The organism is Streptomyces sp. NPDC001617, from assembly GCF_053596855.1.
Genome location: NZ_JBSFHA010000052.1, coordinates 58,072 through 81,415, shown reverse-complemented (window position 1 = coordinate 81,415; position 23,344 = coordinate 58,072). Strand labels below are relative to the sequence as shown.

Genomic DNA, 23,344 nt, shown 5'->3' with positions numbered 1-23,344 from the left:
CGGTCTGCGCGAGCTGGAACTCGACCGCCGCGGATCCATCGTCATCGAACCGGTCGAGATGGCGTTCTCCGGTACAGCGGCCGAAGCCGAGCAGCGGGAGCTCGGGGCGCTCGCGCACGCGCCGGTCTGGGAGGAGGTCGAAGCGCGGATTCGCGCCGAGGGCACCTATCTGCCGAGTTTCTACGTCTACCTGGTCATCGCAGGCGTCATCGGGGCGGTGGGAATCGTCACCAACTCCCAGATCCTGATCGTCGCGGCGATGGTCGTAGGACCGGAATACGGCGCCATCACCAGCGTCGCGCTGGGCATCGACCGCGGCAACGGCACCAGGATCCGCCAGGGCTTGTCCGCCCTGACCGTGGGATTCCTGCTGGCCATCCTCGTGACCTTCCTGTTCTCCTGGGCGGTGCGGGGCCTCGACCTCCAGCCCAAGGCATTCGAGCTGGGCTTCAGGCCCGTCTCCACGCTGATCGACGCTCCACCGCTGCCCGGGCCGGGGGACACCGTCGTCCTGCTGGCCCCCGGCGGGCGGAGAGGCCGACCCGAGGTCTGAACCTGACCGGACAGCCAGGACGGGCTCGGCGCCGGCGAGGCTTCTCCTCGGAGTGGATGGCGAGGGGCCCCTGCGTGAGCCAAGGGGAACGCAGGGGGAACATGGCGTACATCGGTGCGTGCGGTGACGGACGGCGTGGCGCGGCTGGCCGGTGTCTCGAAGCAGACCGACTCGCGGGTGCTCCACGACCATCCGGCCGTCCGTCCCGAAACGCGGGAGGCAGCGGCGGGAGCCATGCGCACGCTCGGCCCCTGCCGGAGCCGGGCACACGGTCCCTGGCCGGCGGCTGAACCAGGATGCTCGGCGGCATCACCTTCGACGCGGCACGCTACGGTCCCGCCTCCGTTCTGACCGCCGTCAACACCGCAGCCCAGGAAGCCGGCTACCTGGTGAGTCGGCGATGGGAGCGCCGACTCCGGATATGTGCGGGGCCGACAGCCGACGGGGCGCCCGGACGGCACCGGGGTGTTCGTCTCCAACGACCGGATGACGTTGTCGTCGGCTACGACGGCATCCCCGAGACCGCCCATCTGCTGCCCCTGCCGGCCGACTCACCGAGGCTCCCTCACCGCCCGTCAGGTTCGTGCGCCGAGACGGGGATGGTCTCCTTGCGGAAGAAGTTGGGACGGATCCCCTGGTACACCAGCATCAGGACGGCGCCGAGCAGCAGCGCGCCGATACCGGTGATGAAGACGCCGCCGAGCTGCCAGTGCGGCGGGAACGGCAGCGTCCACGAGGTGCTTCCGTAGTCCGAGGCGGAGTACACGACGCAGGCGTTGATGAAGAAGTAGAGGAGCAGGACGCCGCCGAGCCCGGGCATGATGCCCTTCGTCCACAGGTCGCGCGGGCTGCGGGTGAGGACCTTGCGGTAGTACCAGACGCAGGCGAACCCGGTGAGCCCGTAGTAGAAGGCGATCATCAGGCCGACCGAGCCGATCGAGTCGGCCAGGACGTTCTCGCTCACCCGGGTCAGCATGACGTAGAAGGCGATGGAGGCCAGGCCCATACCCACCGTGGACCAGGTCGGGGTGAGGAAGCGCGGGTGGATGCGGGCGAAGCGGTCCGGGATGGCCTTGAAGGCGGCCATGGAGAGCGTGGTGCGCGCCGTCGGCAGGATGGTGGTCTGGGTGGAGGCGGCGGCCGAGGTGAGCACCATCAGGATCAGCAGTTTGGTGGCGGTCTCGCCCCAGCCCCCGGTGCCGAAGACCTCGGCGCCGAGGCTGGAGAGGACGTCTCCGGAGTTGTCCGGGTTGGCGAGGCCGATGCCGTGCTCTCCGGCTCCGGCGAAGGCCTGCGCGGATGTGGTGACGAGCACGTAGACGAGCAGCAGGATGACTGTGGAGATGACGGCGGCGCGGCCCGGGGTGCGATCGCGCTCGACGGTCTCCTCGTTGACCGATACGGCGGTGTCCCAGCCCCAGTAGATGAACACACCGGCGAGCACGCTCTTGGTGAGGTCGTCGAGCGAGTTGATCTGGGCGGGGTTGAACCACGACCACCGGAGCTCCGACGAGACGCTCGGTGCAGTTCCCCCGTACACCTTGACCAGCGCGGTGATCGCCAGCAGGAAGAGCACCACGATCTCGATGGTGAGCAGCACTTTCTGGAGGTTCGCCGAGATCTCGATGCCGATGTAGCAGATCAGCGTCATCACGGCGATCCACATCACGCCGACCACGGTGACCCAGAAGGTGTCCTGCGCCAGTCCGTCCGCGCCCACCAGCTGGAAGCCGTACGCTCCGGCGATCTGGGCCAGATTGGCCATCACGATGATGTCGGCCGCGACGATGCCCCATCCGCCGAGCCAGCCGGTACGGGGACCGAACGCCCGGGAGGCCCAGGTGAAGGTGGTCCCGCAGTCGGGGTCCGTCCGGTTGAGCTCCTTGTAGCCGTAGGCGATCAGGAACATCGGGACGAAGGCGAGGACGACCACGATCGGTGACTGGAAGCCCACGATCCCGACGATGACTCCGAGGGTCGCCGCGAGGCTGTAGGCGGGGGCGGTGGAGGCCAGGCCGATCACCGTGCTGGAGAACAGCCCCAGCGCGCCGCCCTTGAGCCCCTTGTCCGTCGCTCCCGGGCCCGGCAAGGGGTGCACGGGCGGGACAGAAGGCAGGCTCATGGTGCCCTCCGAGAACGTATGGAGTACTCCGGTCGAAGAACGCGGAGCTGCTGTTCCCAGCATGAACCCGCTCACCGGCAACCGAAAGCGCGGGGCCGGCGGGGGAGCGGGGCCCCAGAGGGCCTGTGCTGAACGTGCAGGCCCGGCTCCGGGTGCCGTCGGCCCGGGGGGGGCTTCTTTGCCTCGCAAGGTCGGTGCGCTGGACGCTCCTTTGCCACCCAGCCCTGAGCTGGAGGCCCGCCCGGCTGGGGCCCGGCCAGCCGGCCGACGGGGCTTCCCTGGGGCCCGGATGGGGCCGGAAGGACAGTGAAACCCCGTGAACGATCATCAAGCCCCGGACACCCCCGTGCCCTCTGACCTGCACAGACGGTGAAGACGGGGAACGTCAGGGACGGGGCAATGATCTTGCGAGCTCGTAATGCGTAGGTCTCGGGTTCGAATCCCGAAGGCGGCTCCATGGTGAACCCCAGGTCAGACCCTTTGACCTGGGGTTTCTTGTTTTCGTTGACCTTGGAATTCGGGCCAATCGGGCACGTGTGCTCTGTGCATCGCAATGCGTAGGTCTGAGGTTCGCAGACGGTGGCGGTTCTGTCCTGCAGGGCTGTGATCTGGCCTTCAGCCTCGTGCGGCTGCTTTTCTTCGGACTGTTCGGATTGGCGTGGTGGCCATGTGGTGGCCGAGCGTGCAGACCAGCTCCCGGTCGACCGCGAAATGGGCGGTTAACGGGGCGAACGAAACGTGTGGAAGACCGACAATCGCGCGTTCAACCTGCGTCCCGGTTCGGGCGGTCGCCGGGCCCTGACGTGTTGTTGTCCTGCTTGGCTACACGCGGCTGCGTGCGGAAGAAGCCGTCGATGCGGACCAGGGCGGCACCAGTCGGTCACCTTCGGGGTCACAGCCCGGGTGGCTGGCGGCACCTGCACCTGCCCGAGCGCGGTGGCGATGCTGCAAGCCTGGACGGCCACGCTTTCGGCGTTCGGGGTTGGGGCGCTGGAGGAGTTCGGTGACGGCCGCTTGGTGGGTGGCGGTGCGGGGGTGGTCAGGGGGAAAGGCCGCCTGGTCGGTGACCTGGCGGCGGGTGATGCGCACCGGCACCTTCTCCCGCACCCGGTCGGCGATATGGATCCTCTCGTTCTGTGTCAGGTACAGAGATGACGAAATGAGCCTGCTCAGCCGACACCTTGCGGGCCGGCTGAGCAGGCTCATTCACTGGACGGGCTGGGCGAGCAGCCCCCGCAGTCGGCCTAGGGCGCGCTGCCGCAGCGGGCCAAGTGACCCGCGCGGCAGCCCGAGCAGCCGGCTGGCCTGGTCATAGCTCGGTGGCGGATCGGCCATCAGGACGCCCAGCAGTTCTTGGTCACGACTGGGCAACCGGCGGAAAGCGGCCAGGACTTCGGAGGCATCGGCACGTCGCAGCGCCTGCTCGTCGGGATGTTCCACCTCTCGTGCATAGGTTTCGAACAGAGAACTGTCGCCGACCGGAATGAGACGCTGATGGCGCTCGATGTGCTTGAGACACTCCCGACGGGCTGTCGTCGCGAGCCAGGCCGCCACGTGCTTGCGCTCGCGCAGCTGCGGAAGGTACTGAACGGCCCGCAGCCACGTTAGTTGGTACACGTCCTGGCAATCGGCGGGGGAGAGGCGATGCGAGCGGGCGATCGTCCACACCAGCGGTGTGAAGTGGTCGACGAGCCGGACCCAAGCCTGCTGATCCCCTCGCAGGCAAGTGGTCACCAGTTCGGCCACGTCGGCGTCGGCAGGAGCAGTATGTGCCACGTCCGACTCCCCGGATCAGCCGGACAGACGGGCGGATGGGCTGCGTACGATCAGGCAGCCGACGTTGCCATCCATGCCGACCGAGGTCACCAGGGCAACCTCGCCGTCCCCCGGCCCCTCCTGCCAGGCCGCAAGCAGCGCGGCGAGCTGGAGCGAACCGCTGGCGCTGAAGGTCTCGCCCAGCCGCTGGGTGATGCGCAACGTGCGGTCCGGCAGTGCTCCCAGAGCCCCGGCCACTCCCCGTTCCTCGATGCGCTCGAGACCGACATGGCCGCTGCATCCCAATGACACGGCGCTCACCTGGTCGGCGGACACCTCACTGCGCCGTAGGGCACGTTCGATGCAGTGTGACAACGCCGCAGCGAGGCTGCCCTGTTGCACACCGACCCCCGCTGACGAGACTTCACAGGCCAGCACCTGTGCCAACGCCGGGCGGCCGGCGGCGGCCGCATCCTCGGGCCGTTCGACCATGAACACGGCACAGCCCTCGCCCACGGCGGCTCCGCCCGACAGCGCCTTGGACAAGTGCCATCCCCAGGCGGACTGCGGGCAGAGTTCCTCCACGGCGCCCACCAGCGCTCGGTCGACGTGGCCGCCTGCGATGGCGTTGCGGGCGTAACGGATCGCGTTGAGGCTCGACAACCGGCCTCCGGCGATCGTCGCGTTGACCCCGCGCAGCTTGGAGCGTATGGCGATCTGCCCGGCGCAGCAGTTCATGACCGAGTTGGGGAAGAGGTTGGCCCGCACCAGGTACGGTTTGTCCTGGACGAGCGTGTCCCGGGAGAACTCACTGGAACTGCGGATGCTGCCCGTGCTCGTGCCGATCACCACGCCGGTGCGCGGCTTGTCGTCTTCGGCCAGTGGTACGGGCAGCCCGGCCAGCGCCCTGGCACACGCCACGAGAGCGAGCTTGGTCGTGCGGTCCAGGTGGCGGATGCCCTTGCCGCCGAGGTACTCCTCGGCGTTGAGATCGGCTACGGCGTGCAGCGCGATCGGCGGCAGATCGTCGGAGATCTGTGAAAGGTCCGCCCGCGGCGCATCGCCTGAGGGCAGGGACGGCTGCAGGGTGCGAAGCCCCTGCCCGGCCGCGGACAGCACGCCGGTACCGGTGATGACCAGGGGCGCCACGGTGGTCACTGGTGCAGTCAGGGTGCTCATGCCGCCCTTCCCAGGATGGCGATGGCGTTGTTCCCGCCGAAGGCGAATCCGTGGTTCTGCACGATGCGGGGGGCAGCCGGCCGCGCCGTGCCCGGCACCGGATCCACCCCCGGACCCAGGGCAGGGTCGGTCTCCGTGACGTTCGCTGTCGGCGGCAGGAACCCCTCGTGCAGCGCGAGGCAGCACATCAGCGCACCGAAGCCACTGGCCGCACCCATGGTGTGACCGATCGCCGACTTGATCGAACTGATCGGCGGCAGACGGTCCCCGAACACCTCCCGCACGGCCTTGACCTCGGTGGCATCGTTGGTGGGCGTCCCCGTGCCGTGTGCGCAGATGTAGTCGATCTGTTCCGGCTCCACGTTCGCGTTGCGGTGCGCGGCGCGGATGCACTCGGCGATGCTGCTCGGATCGGGGGACACCGGATGCTGCGCATCGCAGTTGACGCCGTACCCCAGCACTTCGGCGTAGATCCTGGCGCCCCGGGCCACCGCATGGTCGTAAGGCTCGAGGAAGAGGGCGACGCCTCCCTCGGCGGTCAGGATTCCGCTGCGGTGCGCATCGAACGGACGGCAGACCGACTCGGCGAGTGCGCCGAGCCGGAAGAACCCGGCGTGCGCCCACCGGTTGATGGAGTCCGCACCGCCGCTGAACATGAAGTCGGCTTCACCGCTGCGCACCATGTCATAGGCGTACCCGAGTGCGTAGTTGCTCGCGGAGCAGGCCGTGGCAATGGTCTGGGCCTCCCCGGACAGCCCCAGCTCGGCGTTGACCGCGGTGGCGATCTGGCTTGCCGGCACTTTACGAATGGCAGTGGGGTCCAGCCGTTTGAAGCTGTCCTTGACCCACTGCTCGGTGAGCTGCTCGATGACGGCGGACTCACCGCTGGTCGTGCCGATGGCCGAGCCGGTGTGCGCCTTGGCCACCAGGGCGGGGTCGAGGTCCGCGTCCTCGAGGGCCAGCCGGGCGGCGGATGCGGCGAACAGACCGCTACGGCCCCACTGTTCGGGGTCCAGGCCGCGCAGCACGCTGCGAGGCTCGAAGTCGTGGACCTCGCCGGCCATGGTGTGGGGGAAGCCGCTCGCGTCGAATCCACGGATGGGCGACACACCGCTGCGGCCTTCACGAATCCCGGCGGCAAACGTATGAGCACCGATACCCAGACTGCTGACGGCGCCGAGCCCGGTCACCACGACCCGGCGTGCGGTGGTGTCACGCATTCGGTATCTCCCAGCCGGCGTTGCGGGCAACGACGTCGTAGACGGCGGTCAGAGTGACCATCTCCGGCAGTTCCTCCTGCGGGATCGCGACTCCGAGGTCGAGTTCGATCCGCGCGAGGATCTCCAGCGCCAGCAGAGAATCCGCGTCGTGGTCGTTGACGAAGTGGCTGGTCTCCGTGAGCTCGTCCGGTCCGAGCTCGAGCACCTGGACGACGATGGTCCGCAGGGCCTCCAGCCGCTCTGTCTGGATCAGGTTCTCGCTGGTCTGAGGCATGACGTTTCCCTTCGCTGATAGGTGGGGGTCTAACGTGCGCAGGCGAGGCATCACGCGCCGCCGGCGTGCAGCCCTGAGGCGGGCCGCAGCCGGTGGCGGAGGTTCACCAGGGTCGCCTTGGCGATCGAGGACGGTGAGAGGAACGCTCCGGTTCCGATGAGGCGTGAGCCGAAGCTGTGGAAGTGCCGGGCCATCTTCGGGTCGCGCGCAGCCGCCGAGAACATCAGCTTCTCGACGGGGTTGAACGGCCGGCTCGATGCGTAGTCGGAGATCAGGAACTGATAGCCCTTGAGCTTCGAGCGGCGGCTGCGGTAAGCGGCCAAGGACCGGTCAAGGTCCCCGGACCCTTGCGCAGCGGCCGATGTCGAGGCAACCAGCCACTGCGCGCTCTGCAGTGCCCAGCCGCAGCCGACCCCCCACAGGGGGTCACTGGTGAGCGCGGCATCGCCGATCAGCGCCCAGCCCGGACCGACGGGTTCACGAACGATCAGAGGGTAGTTGACAGTTCCCACGATCTTGCCGACGAGCTCGCCCTGGTCCAGGTCGGGTGCCTCGGGAAGAGACTTCACGAAGGCGCGGTAGGAGCCCTCCAGATCGGCCTTGAACTGCGGGAGCTTCGCCTTGGACGGGATGCACGCGACGAGCGTGATGTCTCCGTCGTTCGGCATCGCGTAGGCGACGTCGGGCTCGCGGAACCACGACAGCGTCATGTCGCCCGCAGGGCGCGGAAGTCCTTTGAAATGGGCGAAATAGCTGAAGCGCTCGTTGTCGACGGTCTTGGTGGCGGCCCCGGCGAACTTGCCGATCGCTGAGTCCTTCCCGTCGGCACCGACGACCAGCCGGGCGCGGAACTCCCGTCGCTCGCCGCTCACCGACGCGGTGACCCCGGCCACCTTGTCGCTCTCGGTGAGCAGGCCGTCGACGGTGTGCCCCAGGAACAGGTCGACTCCGGCGGTGCCCTGTGCAAGTCGTCGCAGGATCGGGTCCAGGGTCTGGCGCCGGACGTTGTACCCGTAGGGCAGACTCCGCTGCCGAGGATCACGCTCGGGCCGTATCCAGCCCCAACGGGTCCAGTAACGAGCCGAATTGGGGACCGCGCCCGCAGCTTCCAGCTCTTCGGTCACTCCGAGTTCCGCCAGCACGGGGTACCCGCAGGCCTGGATGTAGTGCGTGCACAGCACCTTGTAGGCGGACATGTCGGAGCGGCGTTCCAGGAGGGCTACTCTGGCCCCGCGCCGGGCGTACAGGACTGCTGCCGTGCACCCCGCGATGCTCGCTCCGTTCACGATGACGTCGTACGACTCGCTCATGATTCCCCTCTGTGGGACATGCGTGAGAAGGCCATGGCTGACACAGGCCGTGCGAGGCCTTGGCTGATGTCAGCCACCGGGCGGGCAGACAGCCGCTCGCAATCGGCGGGCGCATCCGGCTGCGCGAAGCAGCCGAGTCGGGCGGTTGGGCACAGCGTTGGGCACACTGAAATGCGTGCCGGTCCATATCCGCGATGGCCACGCCGATAGGCGTTCAGCGGTGCTGGTGGAATACTGATCGTCCAGCTTGACTACATTGTCAAGTAATGGAGTCGGTCGACGGGGCGTGTAACACAAAATTATTGCGTGAACTGGCCCCGGTGAATGGAATGAGGAGTTCCGCTCAGTGCCGGCCGGGGTACTGTCGGGCGTTCCTGCAGGCCTGGGCCCACGGTGCATGAGGCGTGTTCAGGGGCCTTGTGGCCGCGCTGGCGCCTGCGTCCGAGATGAAAACTTCGGCGGGTGTTCTGTGCGGATATCCGCGCATTGTGCTATGCCCCCGTGCCGTGAAATTTAGTAGGTGTTAACTACTTCCCTAGCTGAGCCTAGCTAGTCGCCTTCTCGGGTGTCAAGGCGAATTTGAGGTACCTACCTGCTTGTCAAGGGTTAGTCATGAGCGAGTATTACCGAGTGAAAGAACAGCCGGTTTTCGTGCCGCGCTTGGTGCACTGCGCCAAGCAAGCGGACTGCGGCATGCCGCAGTCCGCGTCGGCCGGCGGCGCCGCGGCGAGTGGCAGTGTCGGCGGTGACACCGCCTCGTGAGTGAGGGACACGAGGCGGCGCACAAACTGCTGAACACGCGGGGGCGTCAGTGCGCGACCTCTGCGACGTCGCCCTCTGCCTGGTCGAACAGTCTGACGGCGTCGTAGGCGGATTGCCTCAGGGCTTCGGGAACTGTTCCCGATGCCCGCACCAACGCCGCCAACAGGTCCTCGTCCGCCGGGCCGGCAGGCTGATCAGGAGACATCAGTACCCCCGGCTTCATCGGTGCCGAGCCGACGTGGGGCCGTGCTCACAAAGCGATCCCCCCATCGACCTGGAACGTCTGCCCGGTGATGTAGTCGGCCCGGTCGGAGAGCAGGAAGGCGGTGATCTCCGCAACCGACTCGGGCGTACCGAACCGGCCCAACGGAACGCTGCTGAGCGCCTCCTGGCGGGCCTTGTCCGTGAGGCCGGCTGTCATGTCGGTCTCGATGAACCCCGGAGCAACGACGTTGACACGGATGCCACTTCGCGCGACCTCCTTCGCCAGCGCCTTGCTCATGCCGATCACGCCGGCCTTCGCTGCCGAGTAGTTGGTCTGCCTGGCGTGGCCGAACACACCCGCCACGGAGGACATGTTGACGATCACTCCCGACCTGCGCTTCATCATGGTGAACGCGGCAGGCTTGCAGAAGTTGAAGGTGCCGCTGAGGTTCGTGTCGATCACCGACCGCCAGTCCGACGACGGCATGAGCACCATCGGGTTGTCCCGGACGATGCCCGCCGAGTTGACCAGTGCGCTCACCGGGCCGAGTTCGGCCTCCGTTTTCGCCAGAAACGCCGCAGCCGCTTCGGTGTCGGTGACATCGCACGCGTCGTGATAGACGCCGGCTCCTTGCTGTCGCAGCTGCTCGGCGACGTGCTCGCCCGCCTCGCGGTTCGAGTGGTAGCAGAACGCCACGTCATAGCCGTCCGCGGCCAGACGCAGAGCCACGGCGGCACCAATGCCGCGTGACCCACCCGTGACCACGGCTACTTTTCGCTGAGGCATCGCGACTCTCCCAGTCCTGTGGATGACAGTTGCAGGACGATGCGCAAGCACGCCCACCTTCACAGAGCGCCGACCTCCGCCGGGAGATACGTTGCCGCCGCGGCGCGGTGCGGTCAGCCGTGCGGGGCGCGATTCAGCCCGCCTGCCGAGAAACAGACCCACAGCTGCTGTATCCACGTCAGCCATCTGCGGATCTGTGCTCATGAACGCGCCTGCTGCGCCCTGCTGCAAGGAGACTCCGCGATGACACAGCCCATCGGGATCGAAGAATTCAAACTCAGGGCCGAGGTCCTGCCGGACGACCTGCCGGACGACCTCGGCACGCTCATGCGCGAGGCCGGGCTCGGGGCCGGCGGCCTGTACTGGAAGCTGGGCATCCGGCTGGAGGAGGCCTCCGCTCAACTGGTCGTCGGCACGATGCCGGTAGAGGGCAACACACAGCCGCAGGGACTGCTGCACGGCGGCGCGTCGATCGCCTTCGCCGAGACGCTGGCGTCCACAGCCGCGGCCATGTACGCGGGCACCCGCCGCATCGCCGTGGGCGTGGAGGTCAGTGCGACGCACCACCGCTCGGCCCGCAACGGAACGGTGCGCGGCAGTGCTCAGGCCGTCCACCTCGGCTCCTCCATGGCCACCTACAACGTCGAGCTCACTGATGAGAAAGGACGGCTCCTGTGCTCATGCAGGGTCAGCTGCATGCTCAAACCGCGCCCCGGCCCGAGGCGAACTGAACTGAGATGACCACGAGCCATGAAATCGGACCGCACCTGTGATCCCGCCGGCTGGACATGCCGAGCAAGGACCTCTGATCGCCTCTGAGATCATCGCGAGCTGGGCCGCGGAGTTCTCCGGCAGACTCCAAGCGCTGTCCCGTGCAAAGGGCTTCGGCCAGGGTGGGCCGGCCGAGCGGTATCTCGGGCAAGCGGAGGGGGACGGAGACCGAGGAATGATCTCTGAAGTGCTGCCGGCCGGTGCCAGGGGCGCGGAATCCTTCGGAGAGCAGGACGAGGTCGCCCTCGAGGCCTTGCTGCCACAGGAGTCGGAAGTCATCTCGCACGCCGGCGTGCGGCGCCGACAGGAGTTCGCGGCGGTCCGGCACGGCGCGCGGCAGGCACTCGCGGCGCTCGGCCTTCCCCCTGCCGCACTTCTCCCGGACCAGACAGGCGCACCCCTCTGGCCTGCTGGTGTGGTGGGAAGCATGACCCACTGCACCGGCTACCGGGCAAGCGCCGTGGCACTCAGGCAGGACATTGCTTCCCTCGGCATCGATGCCGAGCCCAACGCACCGCTTCCCGCCGGGACCCGGCGATTGGTGCTCCTGCCTCCCGAGGTCGAGCGTGCAAGGGAGTTGGACACGGTGCGACCCTCCGTCGCCTGGACCCGACTCCTCTTCTGCGCCAAGGAAGCGGCGTACAAAGCCTGGTACACCCTGACCGGACAGCCACTCAACAGCGGCGACGTGGAGATTGTGGTCAACCCGGAGGGCACACTGGTTGCAGCGATCTCGCTGACGCCGGGGGGCCGAACGGTCCCGACACTCCGAGGCCGCTGGCTGGTGCGGGAGGACCTTCTCCTTGTCGCGCTCGCCGTCCCGCGGCCGCGCCGGCCGTCCTCCGAGCCTCAACGGCACTGGGGCCATCCGTAGTCGGCCTCAGGGGCAGGTCCTGGCCCTCGCGTAGATCCTGGGTCGATTGCGCATGCGAAGCCGTCGCAGGTGCTTCCCGGTAACTTCGACCGGCGCGAGCGCAGGCTCTACTCCTGCGGCGGCAGAGGAATTCTCATTTACTTCGGCAACGGCTTCGTCATCGCGACATCCGTTTTTGCGCCGGGTTCGTTTACGCGCGACCCTCGCTGGGCGCCCGGCGCATTCGCACTGTCGCTGCTGCCGACCTCGAATCGAACTCCAGGCCATGGCGGCGACGTCTAATTCTCGAAGAATGCGGGGCGAATTCGGATGGGAGGTCAGCCAGTCCGGCGGGTACACAGTCGGTTCATGGCATATTCCTGGCCCACGCACAGGTCGAGGCGAAACGGCTGCTGGCAACCCTGCGCGCGGTTGTGCGGTTATATGCCGGTGCTGTTCAGCGTCCCCAAAGCGGAATAGACAGAGGCGTCGATGACGGTGTAGGCATCGTGCACCCACTGCTCGTCGATGCTCGCCGACGTCCTGGCGTCGATCATCGTCAGGTCGTTCAGCAGCAGGCCCAGTGCCATGTAGATCTTCATTTGCACGGGGGTCACGCCAGCCTGCTCGGCCAGTTGGCGCCACTGATCGCCGTAAGCCTCTCGGACGGCCTCGCGCACCTCGTCGTGGGCGCATGCGGCGAAAGCCTGGGTCTGGATCAGCACATCGGGATTGTTCTCCAGGTTCGATCGGTACTGATTACCCATCGCGATGAGCGCGTTGACCCCGGACAGGCCCTCGGCCGCATCCAGCATTCGTGCCGTCGATTGCGCAAATGAAATGCGAACGCATTCGGTGAACAATTTGGTCTTGCTGCCGAACAGCCGGAAAATGTACGGCTGTGTAACACCCGCTGCCCTGGCGATCACTTCGGCAGAGGTGCCGAAGAGCCCGGTTCGGGAGAACTCCAACATGGCGATATCGAGAATCTGTGCTCGTCGCTGTGCTGCTGACATGCGGATTTTTTGCATGGTTCATTATGTCACACGGAGGGTTTCTCATTCCAGGAGTTCGTAACGGATCACGGGCGTTGTGGAGTTCGCGTTGTCGTTCCCGGTGCACGGTGGGGCGTTTGGACTGGTGGAGCGGGGCAACTGCTCGACCCGCGCGCCTTCCTGTACCCGCCTGTGATGCCTTCACTGCCAGGGCGCTTCCCTCGTGGCGATGGCGTCACCAGTCGGAAGCTACCACTAACTACTCCGGCCTGGCGAGGATTCCAAAACTTCGTGGAAGGTCAAGTTTTAGCAGGTCAAAGCGATGTAGGTGACGCCTAGGCAGTGGTATGTGTCTACTTACTTAAGGGTTGTGGAGGGTGTCGGGCGGGGCTATAGTCAGTCCTGCTGGGCGGCGAGTCGTCGTCCCGCCTGGGTCCCGATGGCCCGGCGTCTGTGCGATCGGATACGGCCGCGACCAACTGGGCCGCGGCAAGGATGACTTCACGCTCGTAAACGGCACGGCGATGAGGCGCCGCACCAGCTCATGCGGGCCAACTGCGCCATTTTCACCTCGATCGAGTCCGACGGCGGCGCGCGGCGATGATTCTGGCCGCCGACACCGAAGGAGAAGGACGATGCGAACAACATCTTTGGCAGGCAACCCGTCAACCGACGTCGGGCAGGAGATCTGGGATTCCTGGACCGGTCTGTGGAACGGCACCGGCGGGCAGGACCCGGCCGAGTTCATCGCCGACGACGTGACCGTGCACCTGCCGACCTTCGGGATGCCGCCCTCGGCGTCGTTGACGACCCGCGACGACGTCACGCGTTGGATCGAGGGATTCCGGAGCTGCTATCGCCCCGGCGCGCGGTTCGCCGCCGAACTCGGGCCGTGGCTCGTCGGTGACGAACTCGTCGTGGCGCGCTGGCGTTTCACCGGGACGTGGCAGGGCGGTGTTCCCGCGACGGCCACGGCGGCCGCGGGCACCGAGGTCTCGATCTGCGGCGTCGACATCCTGCGGCTCGAGAACCGGCGCATCGCCGAGTACTGGCTCACCGACGACCAACTCGACCTGTACGGCCAGCTCGGCGCGATGATCCCGGCGGGAGCTCGGTCCTGATGAGGAGGACGACCATCGTCGCCGACACACGACAGGAGCCGTTACATGCGGTCGCCGGCTGAGTCGAGCGCTTTCGTGATCGGCAGTGCCGTCGTGCTGCCACCCGCGGTGGAGTCCGCCGCCGAGGCTGTGCGCTCGGGGCGGATCACCGAGCAGGAGCGTGAACAGCTGGGAGTGACGAGCGTGCACGTCGGTGGCGGACCGGCGCCGGTACTCGCCGCGGCCGCCGCTCGTGCCGCTGCTGCCGAGGCGGGTATCGAGCCCGACCGCGTCGGTCACCTGCTGCACGGCCACACCTACTACCAGGGGCACGACTTCTGGTCACCCGCGCATTTCATCGCCAACGAAGCCGGATTCGACAGTTGCGTTCCGATGTCCATCGAGCAGATGTGCAACGGCGGCGCTGCGGCGCTGGGCATCGGCGTCGAGCGGGTTCGGTACGCGGTCTCCGGCGAGCCGGTCCTGAGCGTGGCCACCACGGCGGACGCGTTCGGTGGCAACGGCTTCGACCGGTGGGGCAGCGACTACGACACCGTGTACGGCGACGGCGCCACCTGCGTGATCCTGTCCCCGGAGCTCGGCGACACGAGTGTGCCCGCCCTGCGGGTCGTCGCACTGGACTCGCGTGCCCGGCCGCAGTTCGAAGCCATGTACCGCGAGGGCGACGCCTTTGGCACCACCCCCCACGAGTTGCGGGAGGCCATCGACGTGAAGGCCACCAAACGCGCCTTCTTCGAGCGTTCCGGCGGGACCGCCGAATTCCGCGACGCCGCGCTCAAGACGATCGGCGAACTCGTCGCAGGCGTCATCGACCTGGCCGGTGTCGGCACCGCCGACGTGGCGGCGACGATGCTCCCCCGGCTGAGCCCCAAGGTGCTCGACCTCATGTACTCCGAGGCGATCGATCCTCGGCTGGTGCCGACGCTGCACTGTGAGCGCGACATGACCGGACATCTGGGTGCGGGCGACTTCCTCGCGAACCTGGATCACCTGCGGCGCACCGACCTCGTCGCCGACGGACAGTACGCGCTCGTCATCGGTGGTGGAGGCGGGTTCACCTGGTCGGCGGCGCTCGTGCAGAAAGTGGGCTCCGCCCCACGGACCTGACCGCTCACCCTTCCTGTCCAGCAATGCATCTTCACCTCGAAAGGACCCACCGATGTCTGACCCCGGCGCGCGCGACTGGTCGATTCTGGATGTCGATCCGCTGCAGCGGACCGTCACTGATGCCGACGCATACGTGCGCACGCTCATGCAGTGGCACTTCGGGCCCGAGACGGGGTCGCCGTTCTGGCTGAAGCGCAAGGCCGCCCTGGCCTTCGACCCCCTCACCGACGTGAAGTCCGTCGATGATCTCGCGCTCTTCCCCAACCTCATCGACGAGTTCCGCGACGTTGCCGCCGAGGAACTGGTTCCGCGCGGCCTCGGCGACTCGCCGAAGATCGCGGCCATCTTCGAGAGCGGCGGCACGACGGGCCGGCCCAAGCGGTTCATCATGTTCGAGGACTGGTTCACCCGGTACCTTGCCTGGGCGGGCCGCAAGGCCGCGTCGGGCCTCGGCGGCTCGGGCATCAACCTGCTGGCCACGACGCCGTCCGGCCCGCACATGATCGGCGAGGTCACGGTCCGGCAGTCGCATGCGCTGGGTGGCAAGCGGTTCACGATCGACATCGACCCGCGGTGGGTCAAGAAGCTCATCGAGCGCGGTCAGACCGACGAACTGCGCGCCTATGTCGACCACCTCGTCGACCAGACGGCCGACATCCTGGCGACCCAGGACATCGGCATGATCCAGACCATCCCGATCCTGCTGACGAAGATCGCCGAACGCCCCGAGCTCGTCGAGCTCGTCCGCTCAAAGGTCAAGCGCATCGCCTGGGGCGGGGCGCACATGGATCCGGACACCCGCGCCATCCTGCGCGAGGAGGTGTTCCCCGGCATCCCGATCGTCGGCGGCTACGGCAGCACGACGATCCTCAGCGTCTCGGTGGAGCGGAAGGAGGAGCAGCCCTCCGGCCTGGCGACCTTCGACCCGTTCTCCCCGTACGTGTTCTTCCGGGTCGTCGACCCGGAAACCGGCCGCCCGGTGCCCTATGGCGAGCGCGGGCAGATCGTGATGAACCACATCACCAAGTTCGCGCTCATCCCCAACAACCTGGAACGCGACACCGCGGTACGGGTAGAGGCCGAGGAGGGCCACATCGGCGACGCGGTCGCCGATGTCGCGCCGGTGCAGACCTTCGACGGCACGGCCATCACCGAAGGGGTCTACTGACGATGAGCGCCCCCGAAGACGCGCTGGTGTTCGCCCACGTCGACGCCATCACCGACGCGGGCGAGTACCGGGCCCGGGCGAGCAAGCCGCTCCGCCTGCCGGACGGACGTGAGATCGGTGCCCTGTCCGAGGTTCCCCGGCTCTATGTCGCCCGCGCGTTCGCCCGGCTGTCCCAGGCCCCGGTGCTGCCGTACGCGACACGGCTGGAGATGCTCGCCAAAGCGGCGGATCTATTCGAGAACGCCGTGGTCGAGGGGCAGTCGATCGACGACTACCTCGATCTGGTGAGCCTTTGCGCCGGTGTGCCGCGCGCGATCGCGCACGCCTCGATCGCCGCCATCGCCCGGACCCTGCGCGCGTTGCCGGACACGCTGGCTCAGGAGATACCGCGGGGCGCGGTCACCGACATCGACGACCCCCGGGTGCGGGAGGGCGCGGCGTACTGGGCCCGCCAGGGCAGGACGCTCGCGGTCCACGCCTCCGGCAACACCCCGGGCGTACACGCTCTGTGGCCCAGCGCGCTGGCGCTCGGCTACTCGGTGGCGGTCCGGCCGTCGAGCCGCGAGCCGTTCACTCCGCAGCGGCTCGTGCGCGCGTTCCGGGAAGCGGGATTCACCTCGCACGTGGCCCTGCTGCCCACCGACCACGACGTCGCCGACGTGCTCATCGAGCACGCCGACCGGGCGCTGGTCTACGGCGGACAGGCCGTCGTGGACAAGTACGCCGCGAACCCGGCGGTGCTCACCCAGGGGCCGGGGCGCTCGAAGACGGTCGTCACCGATGACGTCGACTGGCGTGACCACCTGGACACCGTCGCCGCCTCGGTCGCGAGCCTCGGCGGCGCCGCCTGCACTTGCACCACCGCGGTGCTCGTCGAAGGCGATGCGGCGGAGGCGAACGCCTTCGCCTCCGCCCTGGCCGACCGGCTCGCCGAACTGGAGGCCGGCAAGCACCGCACCGAGCTGCCGCAGGCGACGGCCCGACAGCTTGCCGACCACGTCGAGCGGGTCGGCGCGGGCACGACCAGCTTCGGTCGGGACGACATCGTGGAGACGGTCCGGCCGGGAACCGCGGTACTGCACCCGGTCGTCCGGGTCGCGCCCGACGCCAAGTCCCCGGTGCTGGGCGTGGAACTGCCCTTCGCGTGCGTCTGGATCGCGCCGTTCAGCCGTGCCGACGGGATCGCGCCGCTGACCTCCTCGCTGGTCGTCGCCGCGATCACCGAGGACATGGAGTTCGCGCAGCAACTGCTCGACGAGCCGAGCATCACCAACGTCTACATCGGCGCCCACACCACGACGTGGATGAAACCGGGGGTGCCGCACGACGGCTACCTGTCCGAGCACCTGATGAGAACCAAGGGCGTCATCCGATGACCTGGCCGCGCTAGAAGAACCACCCCCACAACCGAAAGAACCGATCATGAGCGCCGACACGCCCGTCCTCGCCACTACCGCCCCGGTGGACAAGGCGGCCGACCGCCGCCGAGCGATTGTCTTCGCCGTTCTGTGCTGCGGATTCGTGCTGACAAGCCTCGACATGATGATCGTGAACGTCGCTTTCCCGGCGATCGAGCACGAGTTCCCCGGCTACAGCAATGCCGTCCTCAGCTGGACGCTGAACGCATACACGATTCTCTACGCCGCCGCGCTGATCCCGGCCGGCCGGCTGGCCGATCATCTCGGCCGCAAGCAGACGTTCCTCGGCGGGCTGATGCTCTTCACCCTGGCCAGCGCATTGTGCGCGTTCGCGCCGAGCCTGCCGGTACTGATCGCGGCGCGGGCCCTGCAGGCGCTCGGTGCCGCCGCCCTCACTCCGACGTCCATGGGCCTGCTGCTGCAGGTGAACCCACCTGAGCTGCAGCAGCGTGCGATCCGCAGCTGGACGGCGGCCGGCGGGATCGCCGCGGCCATGGCACCGATCGTCGGCGGCCTGCTCGTCCAGTACGACTGGCGGCTGATCTTCCTGATCAACGTGCCGATCGGCGCCCTGGCCACGGTCGTCGGGTTGCGCGTGCTGCCCGCCTCGGCACAGCGTTCCTCGGCGCCGAGCCCGGACCTGCTCGGTGCGCTGGCCGTCGCTCTCTTCGTCGGTGCGCTCGTCTTCGCCCTGGTCGAGGCGCCGGATGCCGGATGGGGCTCGGCGACCACGCTCTCGGCGTTCGCCTGCGCGGTGGTGCTGCTCGTCGTCGCCATCGTCCGGAACCTGCGGCACGTGTCGCCGGTAGTCCCGCGCGAACTGCTCGCGCTGCCCGTCTACGTCCGGACGAACATCGCGGCGTTCGTCTACAGCGCGGCCTTCGCGGTGATGCTGCTCTCGGTCGTTCTCTGGACCCAGAACGTACGCGGCTACTCCGCGATCGAGACCGGTCTGGCCATCGCGCCGGGGACCGTGCTGATGCCGATCTTCGCCATCCTCACGGGGCGGATGGCGAAGAGCATCGGCCTGGCCCGCACCGCGGCGCTCGGCTGCGTCGTCCTCGGCCTGGGCATGGCCTGGTGGACGGTCACGGCCCCGACGGACCTGCCCTACGTGCTGGCGGTCATGCCCGGTTCCATGCTCACCTCCATCGGCACGATCGTGGCGATGGCGGCATTCGCCGGACAGGTGTCCACAGCCATCCCGCAGGCCTTCTACGCCTCTGGCTCGGCCGTGCACACGATGGCCAAGCAGATGGGCATCGCGATCGGTGTCGCCCTGCTGCTCGTCATCCACGACAGCGCCAACAGCGACGGGACGTCGCCGGTGCCGGCCCTGCGCGACGCGTGGATCGCCGCCGCCGTACTCACCGTCGTCGCGGCCGGCATCGCCCTGGCCGCTCCACGTAAGACGGCTACCACTTCTGCTGAACAAACCACTCCTGCCGAATAAAAGGGAATCGTCACATGCTCACGTTGGACACGTCTGCCGCGCGCAAGATCTGGGAAAACTGGCTGCGCATGTGGAACGAGGATTCTGGCGTCGCCCACGAAATCATTTCTCCGGCCGGATATGTGCTGCACTTGCCCGACATCGGCGCCACGATCGACCCGTCGAAGATCTCGGGGCCGGCGGAAATGTCGAAATGGGTTTCCGGCTTCACCGGGAAATTCGAGGGACTGCGGTACTCGACGGACTTCGGACCGTTCGTCGACGAATCCGAGCGTCGTTTCGCCTATCGCTGGATAGGCACGGGGACCTGGACCGGAGCCACCAACTGGCCGGTCGACATCCCGGGCGAGGAGGCGATCTTCGTCGGAGTCGACATCTTCCAGGTCGACGAGTCGCTGCAGATCACCGAGTGCTGGTCCCAGGGCGCCGTCACCAGGACGACGTGAACGCCCACCCGCAGGCATCCCAGACCGACGAGGAGTAGCCCATGGCACTGCATACAGGGACGGCCGAGCCGATTCTCGGTATCCGGGCGGCGCGCTGCTGGTTCCCGGAGAAGACGCGTACACCCGCGGACGAGGTCCGGACCGGGAACCTCACCGCCGAACAGGCGGCCCGGCACGGTGATGTGACGCTGCACATCAGCCGCTGGTGGGACACCGAGTCCGCGCCGGCGATGGCCGTGGCCGCCGGCCGCGCGGCGCTGTCGGCGTCGGGGGTGCCCGGCGACGCCATCGGGTTGCTGGCCTACGCGTGGACGAACTACCAGGGCAATCCCTTCTTCACCGCGGCACACTGCGTCGCGGAGGGGCTGGATCTCCCGCGCTCGTGCGCGCCGGTCGGCATCCAGCAGGCCTGCAACGGCGCAGCGATGGCCTTCTCCCTCGCGGCCGGTCAGCTGCGGCTGGGCGAGCACTCCCACGCGCTGATCGTGGCGGCGGACCGGTTCGAGGCGCCCGCCGTCGACCACTGGCGCAGCCACATCATGCTCGCCTACGGCGACGGCGCGTCGGCCGCGGTCGTCGGGCAGCCTGCCCCCGGCGACGCGTTCCACCTGCTGGCCATCGAGCACGTCGCCGCACCGGAGCTGTGGCGCACCCGCGACGACTACGACGGCTTCGGCCCGCAACCAGCTTTGGCACCGCCGTACATCAACGCGATGCCGACCACGAAGTTCTCCGACGAAGGCGGGCGGCCCCGCCTGCGCGCGGTGTCGCACGAGTGCATTACCGAGGCGGTGGACAAGGCTCTGGACCGCGCCCGGTTGGCGCCGGGTGATCCGCGGATAGCCAGGGTGCTCGCCCCGCGGCTGAGCCACAAGGTGCGCGAGCTGATGATCGGGCCGATCGAGGAGAAGTACAGCGATCGGATCGTCTGCCACTACAGCGCGTCGGGCCACCTCGGCGCGGGCGACTTCCTCGCCAACATCGCCGAGGCCGAGACGGCGGGCGATCTCGCGCCGGGGGACATCGTGCTCGTCCTCGGGGCCGGCGGCGGCTACTCCTACACCTGCGCGGTGTTGCAGGTGCCGCAGGAGCGTGCGGCATGACCCGACTCGCGATCACCGGTATGGGGTTCACGCTGCCGGGCGGGGTCCGTACCGCGGACGACTTCTGGGGACGAGTACGTGCCGGGGAGTCGGCGCTCACACCGCATTCGGCGTTCAACGACCGCGGTGTGCCGACCGTGATGGCGGGACAGCTCACCCACGACCCAGTGGTCGGGGGGCTGGACCCGAAACATGCGAGCAAGTACTCGCGCGAGATTCTCGCAGCGCTCGCGAGCATCGACGAGGCGTTGGCCGACGCCGCTGTCGGTGACTTCGATCCGCACCGCGCCGGTGTCGTCGCTTCGTCATCGCGCGGCCCGCTGCAGTGGTGGGAGCGGGAGTTCGCCTCGGCGTCCGGGATCGGGCGGGTGCTGGGCGGTCTGCCGGGCGCACCGGCGAGCATTGCGGCCATCCGCACCGGCGTCCAGGGCTACGTCACCACGGTGTCGTCGGCCTGTGTCGGCGGCACTCATGCGCTGCGGTCGGCTGCGGCGGAGCTACGGTCCGACGAGGCCGACGTCATGATCGTCGTGGGGCACGAGTTCCCGCTGACCGCCGACCTGCTGAAGGTGTACACCGACCCGAAGTCACGGGTGCTGAGCCTGGGCACAACGGCGGCGGACTCGATCCGTCCCTACGACGCCAACCGTGATGGCACCGCCCTCGGCGAGGGCGCCGTCGCCCTCGTCCTCGAACGGGAAGCCGACGCGGTGGCCCGTGGTGCGCACATCTATGCGTTCGTGCTGGCGACCGGCGTCGCCAACGAAGCGGCTCACCCGACGACGATGGAGCTGTCGGGCGAGAAGACCGCGGCGCTCGCCGAGCGGGTGATCAAGAAGTCGAACCTGTCGGTCGGCGACATCGGCTATGTGTGCGGTCACGGCACGGGCACCCGGTCGAACGATGTTGCCGAGAGCAGGGCGGTCCGGCGCGTTTTCGGCGACCGCACCGATGTGCCGCTGACGTCGGTAAAGCCGATCTTCGGGCACTTGTTCGGAGCTTCTTCGCTGGTCAACATCGCCGCAACGGCCTCCATGCTCGACGCGCAGACGATCGCGCCGACGGCCAACAGCGCACAGGCCGATGCCGAGTGCGGGCTCGACTCCGTATTCGGCGGCGCACGCGCCGCCGAGCTGCCGGCCGCGCTGTCGTTCGCGTTCGCGCTGGGCAGCCAGTCCTCGGCGGTGGCCCTGGCGGCGGCGAGGTGACCGCCCCCTCCGACGAGTCCATGGCCCTGGCGACCATCGGGCACGCGTACGCGCGGGAATCAGTGCGCGCCGGTGAGCAGCTGAAGTCGAGGCTGACGACGCTGTACGACGTGCCGGCGGGCATGACCTTTGCGCAGTACCGGGCGACGATCCGGTTCGGCGACGACGCCACGGTGCCGGCCGCGCGAGATCTGACGATCGAGGGTGTGCCTGTCCGTTCGTTCACCCCCGATGCGCCCTCGCGTGGCGAGTACCTGCATCTGCACGGGGGCGGGTGGTGTCTGGGCAGTCACACGATGCACGACGAGACGCTGCAACAGCACGCCGATCGAACCGCGCTGACGGTGATTTCTGTCGGCTATCGGATGGCGCCCGAACACCGCTACCCGGCGTGTCTCGATGACGTGCTCGCCGTTGCCCGCGCGGTCAGCGAGCGTCCGGGCGTGGGATTCCTGGCGATCGGAGGCGAGTCCGCCGGTGCACACCTCGCAGCCATGACCGTGATCGAACTGCCGAAACGCCTGGGGCGGCAACCCTTCTCGGCGGTGTCGCTCAACTACGGTGCCTTCGATCTCACTGCCGGGTTCGACCGCGCGCTCGCGCTCCTGATGCCCGGTGCCAGTCCCGCGGACCGGTGGGCCGCCTCGCCGCTGCTCGCCGAGCTGAACGGTGTGCCGGCCGCACGATTCTGCGTCGGCACCGGCGACGCACTGCTCGCACAGACCCTGTCGATGGAGGCGCGGTGGCGTGAGCACGCATCGACCGAACTGGATGTCTTTGCCGGGGCGGCACATGCGTTCACCACGATTCGGTCGACGGCCGCACGGGCGGCGAAAATTCGTGAGGCAGAGTTCTTGTGCCGTCAGCGCGACAGCAAACGGTACCCATCAACACGGCAAGGCGGTATCCAGGAATGATCGAACTGAAGAAGCTGGATCTGTGGAACGACATGTGGAACGGCGCGCTCGATCTCGCGGACGAGATCTGCTCCCCGGAGTTCACGATCTACTTCGGCCGCGACGCCTCGACTCACAACGGGGACGACATCACCGATCCCACACAGCTGAAGACGTTCGTCCGCGATTTCCGGGCGTCGATGAACAACGATCTGGAATTCTCGCTCGTCCGCAATTTCGTGGATCCCAGCACAGACTTTGCCGTGTCCCTGTGGAACCTGCGCATCGGCCCGGACCGAGTCGTCGGCGGAATTGATGTCTTCGAGTTCGACGATGCCGACCGAATCCGCAAGGTGTACTCGGTGACGGGGCAACGCGGCATCGCCGAGTAACCGTTGGCTCGGACGTGCTGCCTCCGTGGCCGTCCGGGGCCATCACGTTTTCGGTATGCCGGAGGCCCGTACTACAGCCGGAGATCATGTGTCGTGGCTCCGGGTGGTCGTTGACCGGGCATGATGCTGGCCGGCCGTGCTGCCGACGGAGGAGACCTGGGCTCGTTTCGTGTCACGCTCCACGCGTAGGCGGCGCCCGACTCTGCGCGGTCCGCTGTCCGACGGCTTCCATCTCACCGCAGTCCTG

21 protein-coding genes and 1 pseudogene are annotated in these 23,344 nt (G+C 67.9%); 14 read left to right on the top strand and 8 right to left on the bottom strand.

The window, feature by feature from the left end; genetic code table 11:
* Both ACWC09_RS32705 and ACWC09_RS32700 read left to right on the top strand, forming a co-directional pair.
* The coding region (locus tag ACWC09_RS32705; protein WP_450854533.1) for a DUF389 domain-containing protein at nt 1-553 on the top strand (553 nt) is incomplete at its 5' end.
* Between the two features lie 114 nt (nt 554-667).
* Nucleotides 668-948: pseudogene (locus ACWC09_RS32700) on the top strand (LacI family DNA-binding transcriptional regulator); the annotation flags it as partial.
* Between the two features lie 170 nt (nt 949-1,118).
* On the opposite strand, the gene ACWC09_RS32695 reads toward ACWC09_RS32700, so the two are convergent.
* From ACWC09_RS32695 to fabG, 7 genes are all read right to left on the bottom strand, one after another.
* Nucleotides 1,119-2,675 (bottom strand): APC family permease, encoded by a 1,557-nt coding sequence (locus ACWC09_RS32695; RefSeq protein ID WP_450854532.1) that lies wholly within the window; start codon nt 2,673-2,675, stop codon nt 1,119-1,121.
* A gap of 1,206 nt (nt 2,676-3,881) precedes the next feature.
* Nucleotides 3,882-4,421 (bottom strand): RNA polymerase sigma factor, encoded by a 540-nt coding sequence (locus ACWC09_RS32690; protein ID WP_450854531.1) that lies wholly within the window; start codon nt 4,419-4,421, stop codon nt 3,882-3,884.
* Nucleotides 4,422-4,466: 45 nt separating this feature from the next.
* Entirely contained in the window at nt 4,467-5,609 is a 1,143-nt protein-coding gene (locus ACWC09_RS32685) for a beta-ketoacyl synthase N-terminal-like domain-containing protein (protein ID WP_450854530.1), read from the bottom strand.
* Nucleotides 5,606-6,829, bottom strand: coding sequence for a beta-ketoacyl-[acyl-carrier-protein] synthase family protein (locus ACWC09_RS32680; RefSeq protein WP_450854529.1), 1,224 nt, complete (start codon nt 6,827-6,829; stop codon nt 5,606-5,608). The genes ACWC09_RS32685 and ACWC09_RS32680 overlap by 4 nt, the downstream gene beginning before the upstream one ends.
* On the bottom strand, nt 6,822-7,103 hold the full coding sequence (locus tag ACWC09_RS32675) for an acyl carrier protein (protein ID WP_358917852.1): 282 nt from the start codon (nt 7,101-7,103) through the stop codon (nt 6,822-6,824). Before ACWC09_RS32675 ends, ACWC09_RS32680 begins: the two co-directional genes overlap by 8 nt.
* Before the next feature lie 50 nt (nt 7,104-7,153).
* The gene (locus ACWC09_RS32670) at nt 7,154-8,413 is read right to left on the bottom strand and encodes an NAD(P)/FAD-dependent oxidoreductase (protein WP_450854528.1); all 1,260 of its coding nucleotides are present in this window, start codon (nt 8,411-8,413) and stop codon (nt 7,154-7,156) included.
* Nucleotides 8,414-9,425: 1,012 nt separating this feature from the next.
* Nucleotides 9,426-10,397 carry a 3-oxoacyl-[acyl-carrier-protein] reductase gene (fabG, locus tag ACWC09_RS32665; protein ID WP_450854527.1) on the bottom strand — a complete coding sequence of 324 codons (972 nt, stop codon included), beginning with the start codon at nt 10,395-10,397 and terminating at the stop codon, nt 9,426-9,428.
* A gap of 12 nt (nt 10,398-10,409) precedes the next feature.
* Here fabG and ACWC09_RS32660 point away from each other — a divergent pair, with 12 nt between their 5' ends.
* Nucleotides 10,410-10,907, top strand: coding sequence for a PaaI family thioesterase (locus tag ACWC09_RS32660; RefSeq protein ID WP_450854526.1), 498 nt, complete (start codon nt 10,410-10,412; stop codon nt 10,905-10,907).
* Nucleotides 10,908-11,112: 205 nt separating this feature from the next.
* Nucleotides 11,113-11,811 carry a 4'-phosphopantetheinyl transferase family protein gene (locus ACWC09_RS32655; RefSeq protein ID WP_450854525.1) on the top strand — a complete coding sequence of 233 codons (699 nt, stop codon included), beginning with the start codon at nt 11,113-11,115 and terminating at the stop codon, nt 11,809-11,811.
* Between the two features lie 419 nt (nt 11,812-12,230).
* On the opposite strand, the gene ACWC09_RS32650 is transcribed toward ACWC09_RS32655, so the two are convergent.
* Nucleotides 12,231-12,806: a TetR/AcrR family transcriptional regulator gene (locus ACWC09_RS32650; RefSeq protein WP_450854524.1), complete on the bottom strand. Its 576-nt coding sequence runs from the start codon at nt 12,804-12,806 to the stop codon at nt 12,231-12,233.
* A gap of 614 nt (nt 12,807-13,420) precedes the next feature.
* Here ACWC09_RS32650 and ACWC09_RS32645 point away from each other — a divergent pair.
* The 10 genes from ACWC09_RS32645 to ACWC09_RS32600 are packed head-to-tail and all read left to right on the top strand — an operon-like array spanning nt 13,421 to nt 23,097.
* The gene (locus tag ACWC09_RS32645; protein ID WP_450854523.1) at nt 13,421-13,906 is read left to right on the top strand and encodes an ester cyclase; all 486 of its coding nucleotides are present in this window, start codon (nt 13,421-13,423) and stop codon (nt 13,904-13,906) included.
* A gap of 45 nt (nt 13,907-13,951) precedes the next feature.
* Nucleotides 13,952-15,013 carry a 3-oxoacyl-[acyl-carrier-protein] synthase III C-terminal domain-containing protein gene (locus ACWC09_RS32640; protein ID WP_450854522.1) on the top strand — a complete coding sequence of 354 codons (1,062 nt, stop codon included), beginning with the start codon at nt 13,952-13,954 and terminating at the stop codon, nt 15,011-15,013.
* 52 nt (nt 15,014-15,065) lie between these two features.
* The gene (locus ACWC09_RS32635) at nt 15,066-16,181 is read left to right on the top strand and encodes an AMP-binding protein (protein ID WP_450854521.1); all 1,116 of its coding nucleotides are present in this window, start codon (nt 15,066-15,068) and stop codon (nt 16,179-16,181) included.
* A gap of 2 nt (nt 16,182-16,183) precedes the next feature.
* On the top strand, nt 16,184-17,557 hold the full coding sequence (locus ACWC09_RS32630) for an aldehyde dehydrogenase family protein (protein WP_450854520.1): 1,374 nt from the start codon (nt 16,184-16,186) through the stop codon (nt 17,555-17,557).
* A 46-nt stretch (nt 17,558-17,603) separates the two neighbouring features.
* Complete coding sequence (locus tag ACWC09_RS32625; protein WP_450854519.1) at nt 17,604-19,052, top strand: MFS transporter; 1,449 nt, start codon at nt 17,604-17,606, stop codon at nt 19,050-19,052.
* Nucleotides 19,053-19,066: 14 nt separating this feature from the next.
* Nucleotides 19,067-19,498, top strand: coding sequence for a hypothetical protein (locus ACWC09_RS32620; RefSeq protein WP_450854518.1), 432 nt, complete (start codon nt 19,067-19,069; stop codon nt 19,496-19,498).
* 41 nt (nt 19,499-19,539) lie between these two features.
* Nucleotides 19,540-20,601, top strand: coding sequence for a ketoacyl-ACP synthase III family protein (locus ACWC09_RS32615; RefSeq protein ID WP_450854517.1), 1,062 nt, complete (start codon nt 19,540-19,542; stop codon nt 20,599-20,601).
* Nucleotides 20,598-21,809 carry a beta-ketoacyl-[acyl-carrier-protein] synthase family protein gene (locus tag ACWC09_RS32610; protein ID WP_450854516.1) on the top strand — a complete coding sequence of 404 codons (1,212 nt, stop codon included), beginning with the start codon at nt 20,598-20,600 and terminating at the stop codon, nt 21,807-21,809. The genes ACWC09_RS32615 and ACWC09_RS32610 overlap by 4 nt, the downstream gene beginning before the upstream one ends.
* A gap of 20 nt (nt 21,810-21,829) precedes the next feature.
* Nucleotides 21,830-22,726, top strand: coding sequence for an alpha/beta hydrolase fold domain-containing protein (locus tag ACWC09_RS32605; protein ID WP_450854515.1), 897 nt, complete (start codon nt 21,830-21,832; stop codon nt 22,724-22,726).
* Complete coding sequence (locus tag ACWC09_RS32600) at nt 22,723-23,097, top strand: hypothetical protein (RefSeq protein ID WP_450854514.1); 375 nt, start codon at nt 22,723-22,725, stop codon at nt 23,095-23,097. Before ACWC09_RS32605 ends, ACWC09_RS32600 begins: the two co-directional genes overlap by 4 nt.
* Nucleotides 23,098-23,344 lie beyond the last annotated feature (247 nt).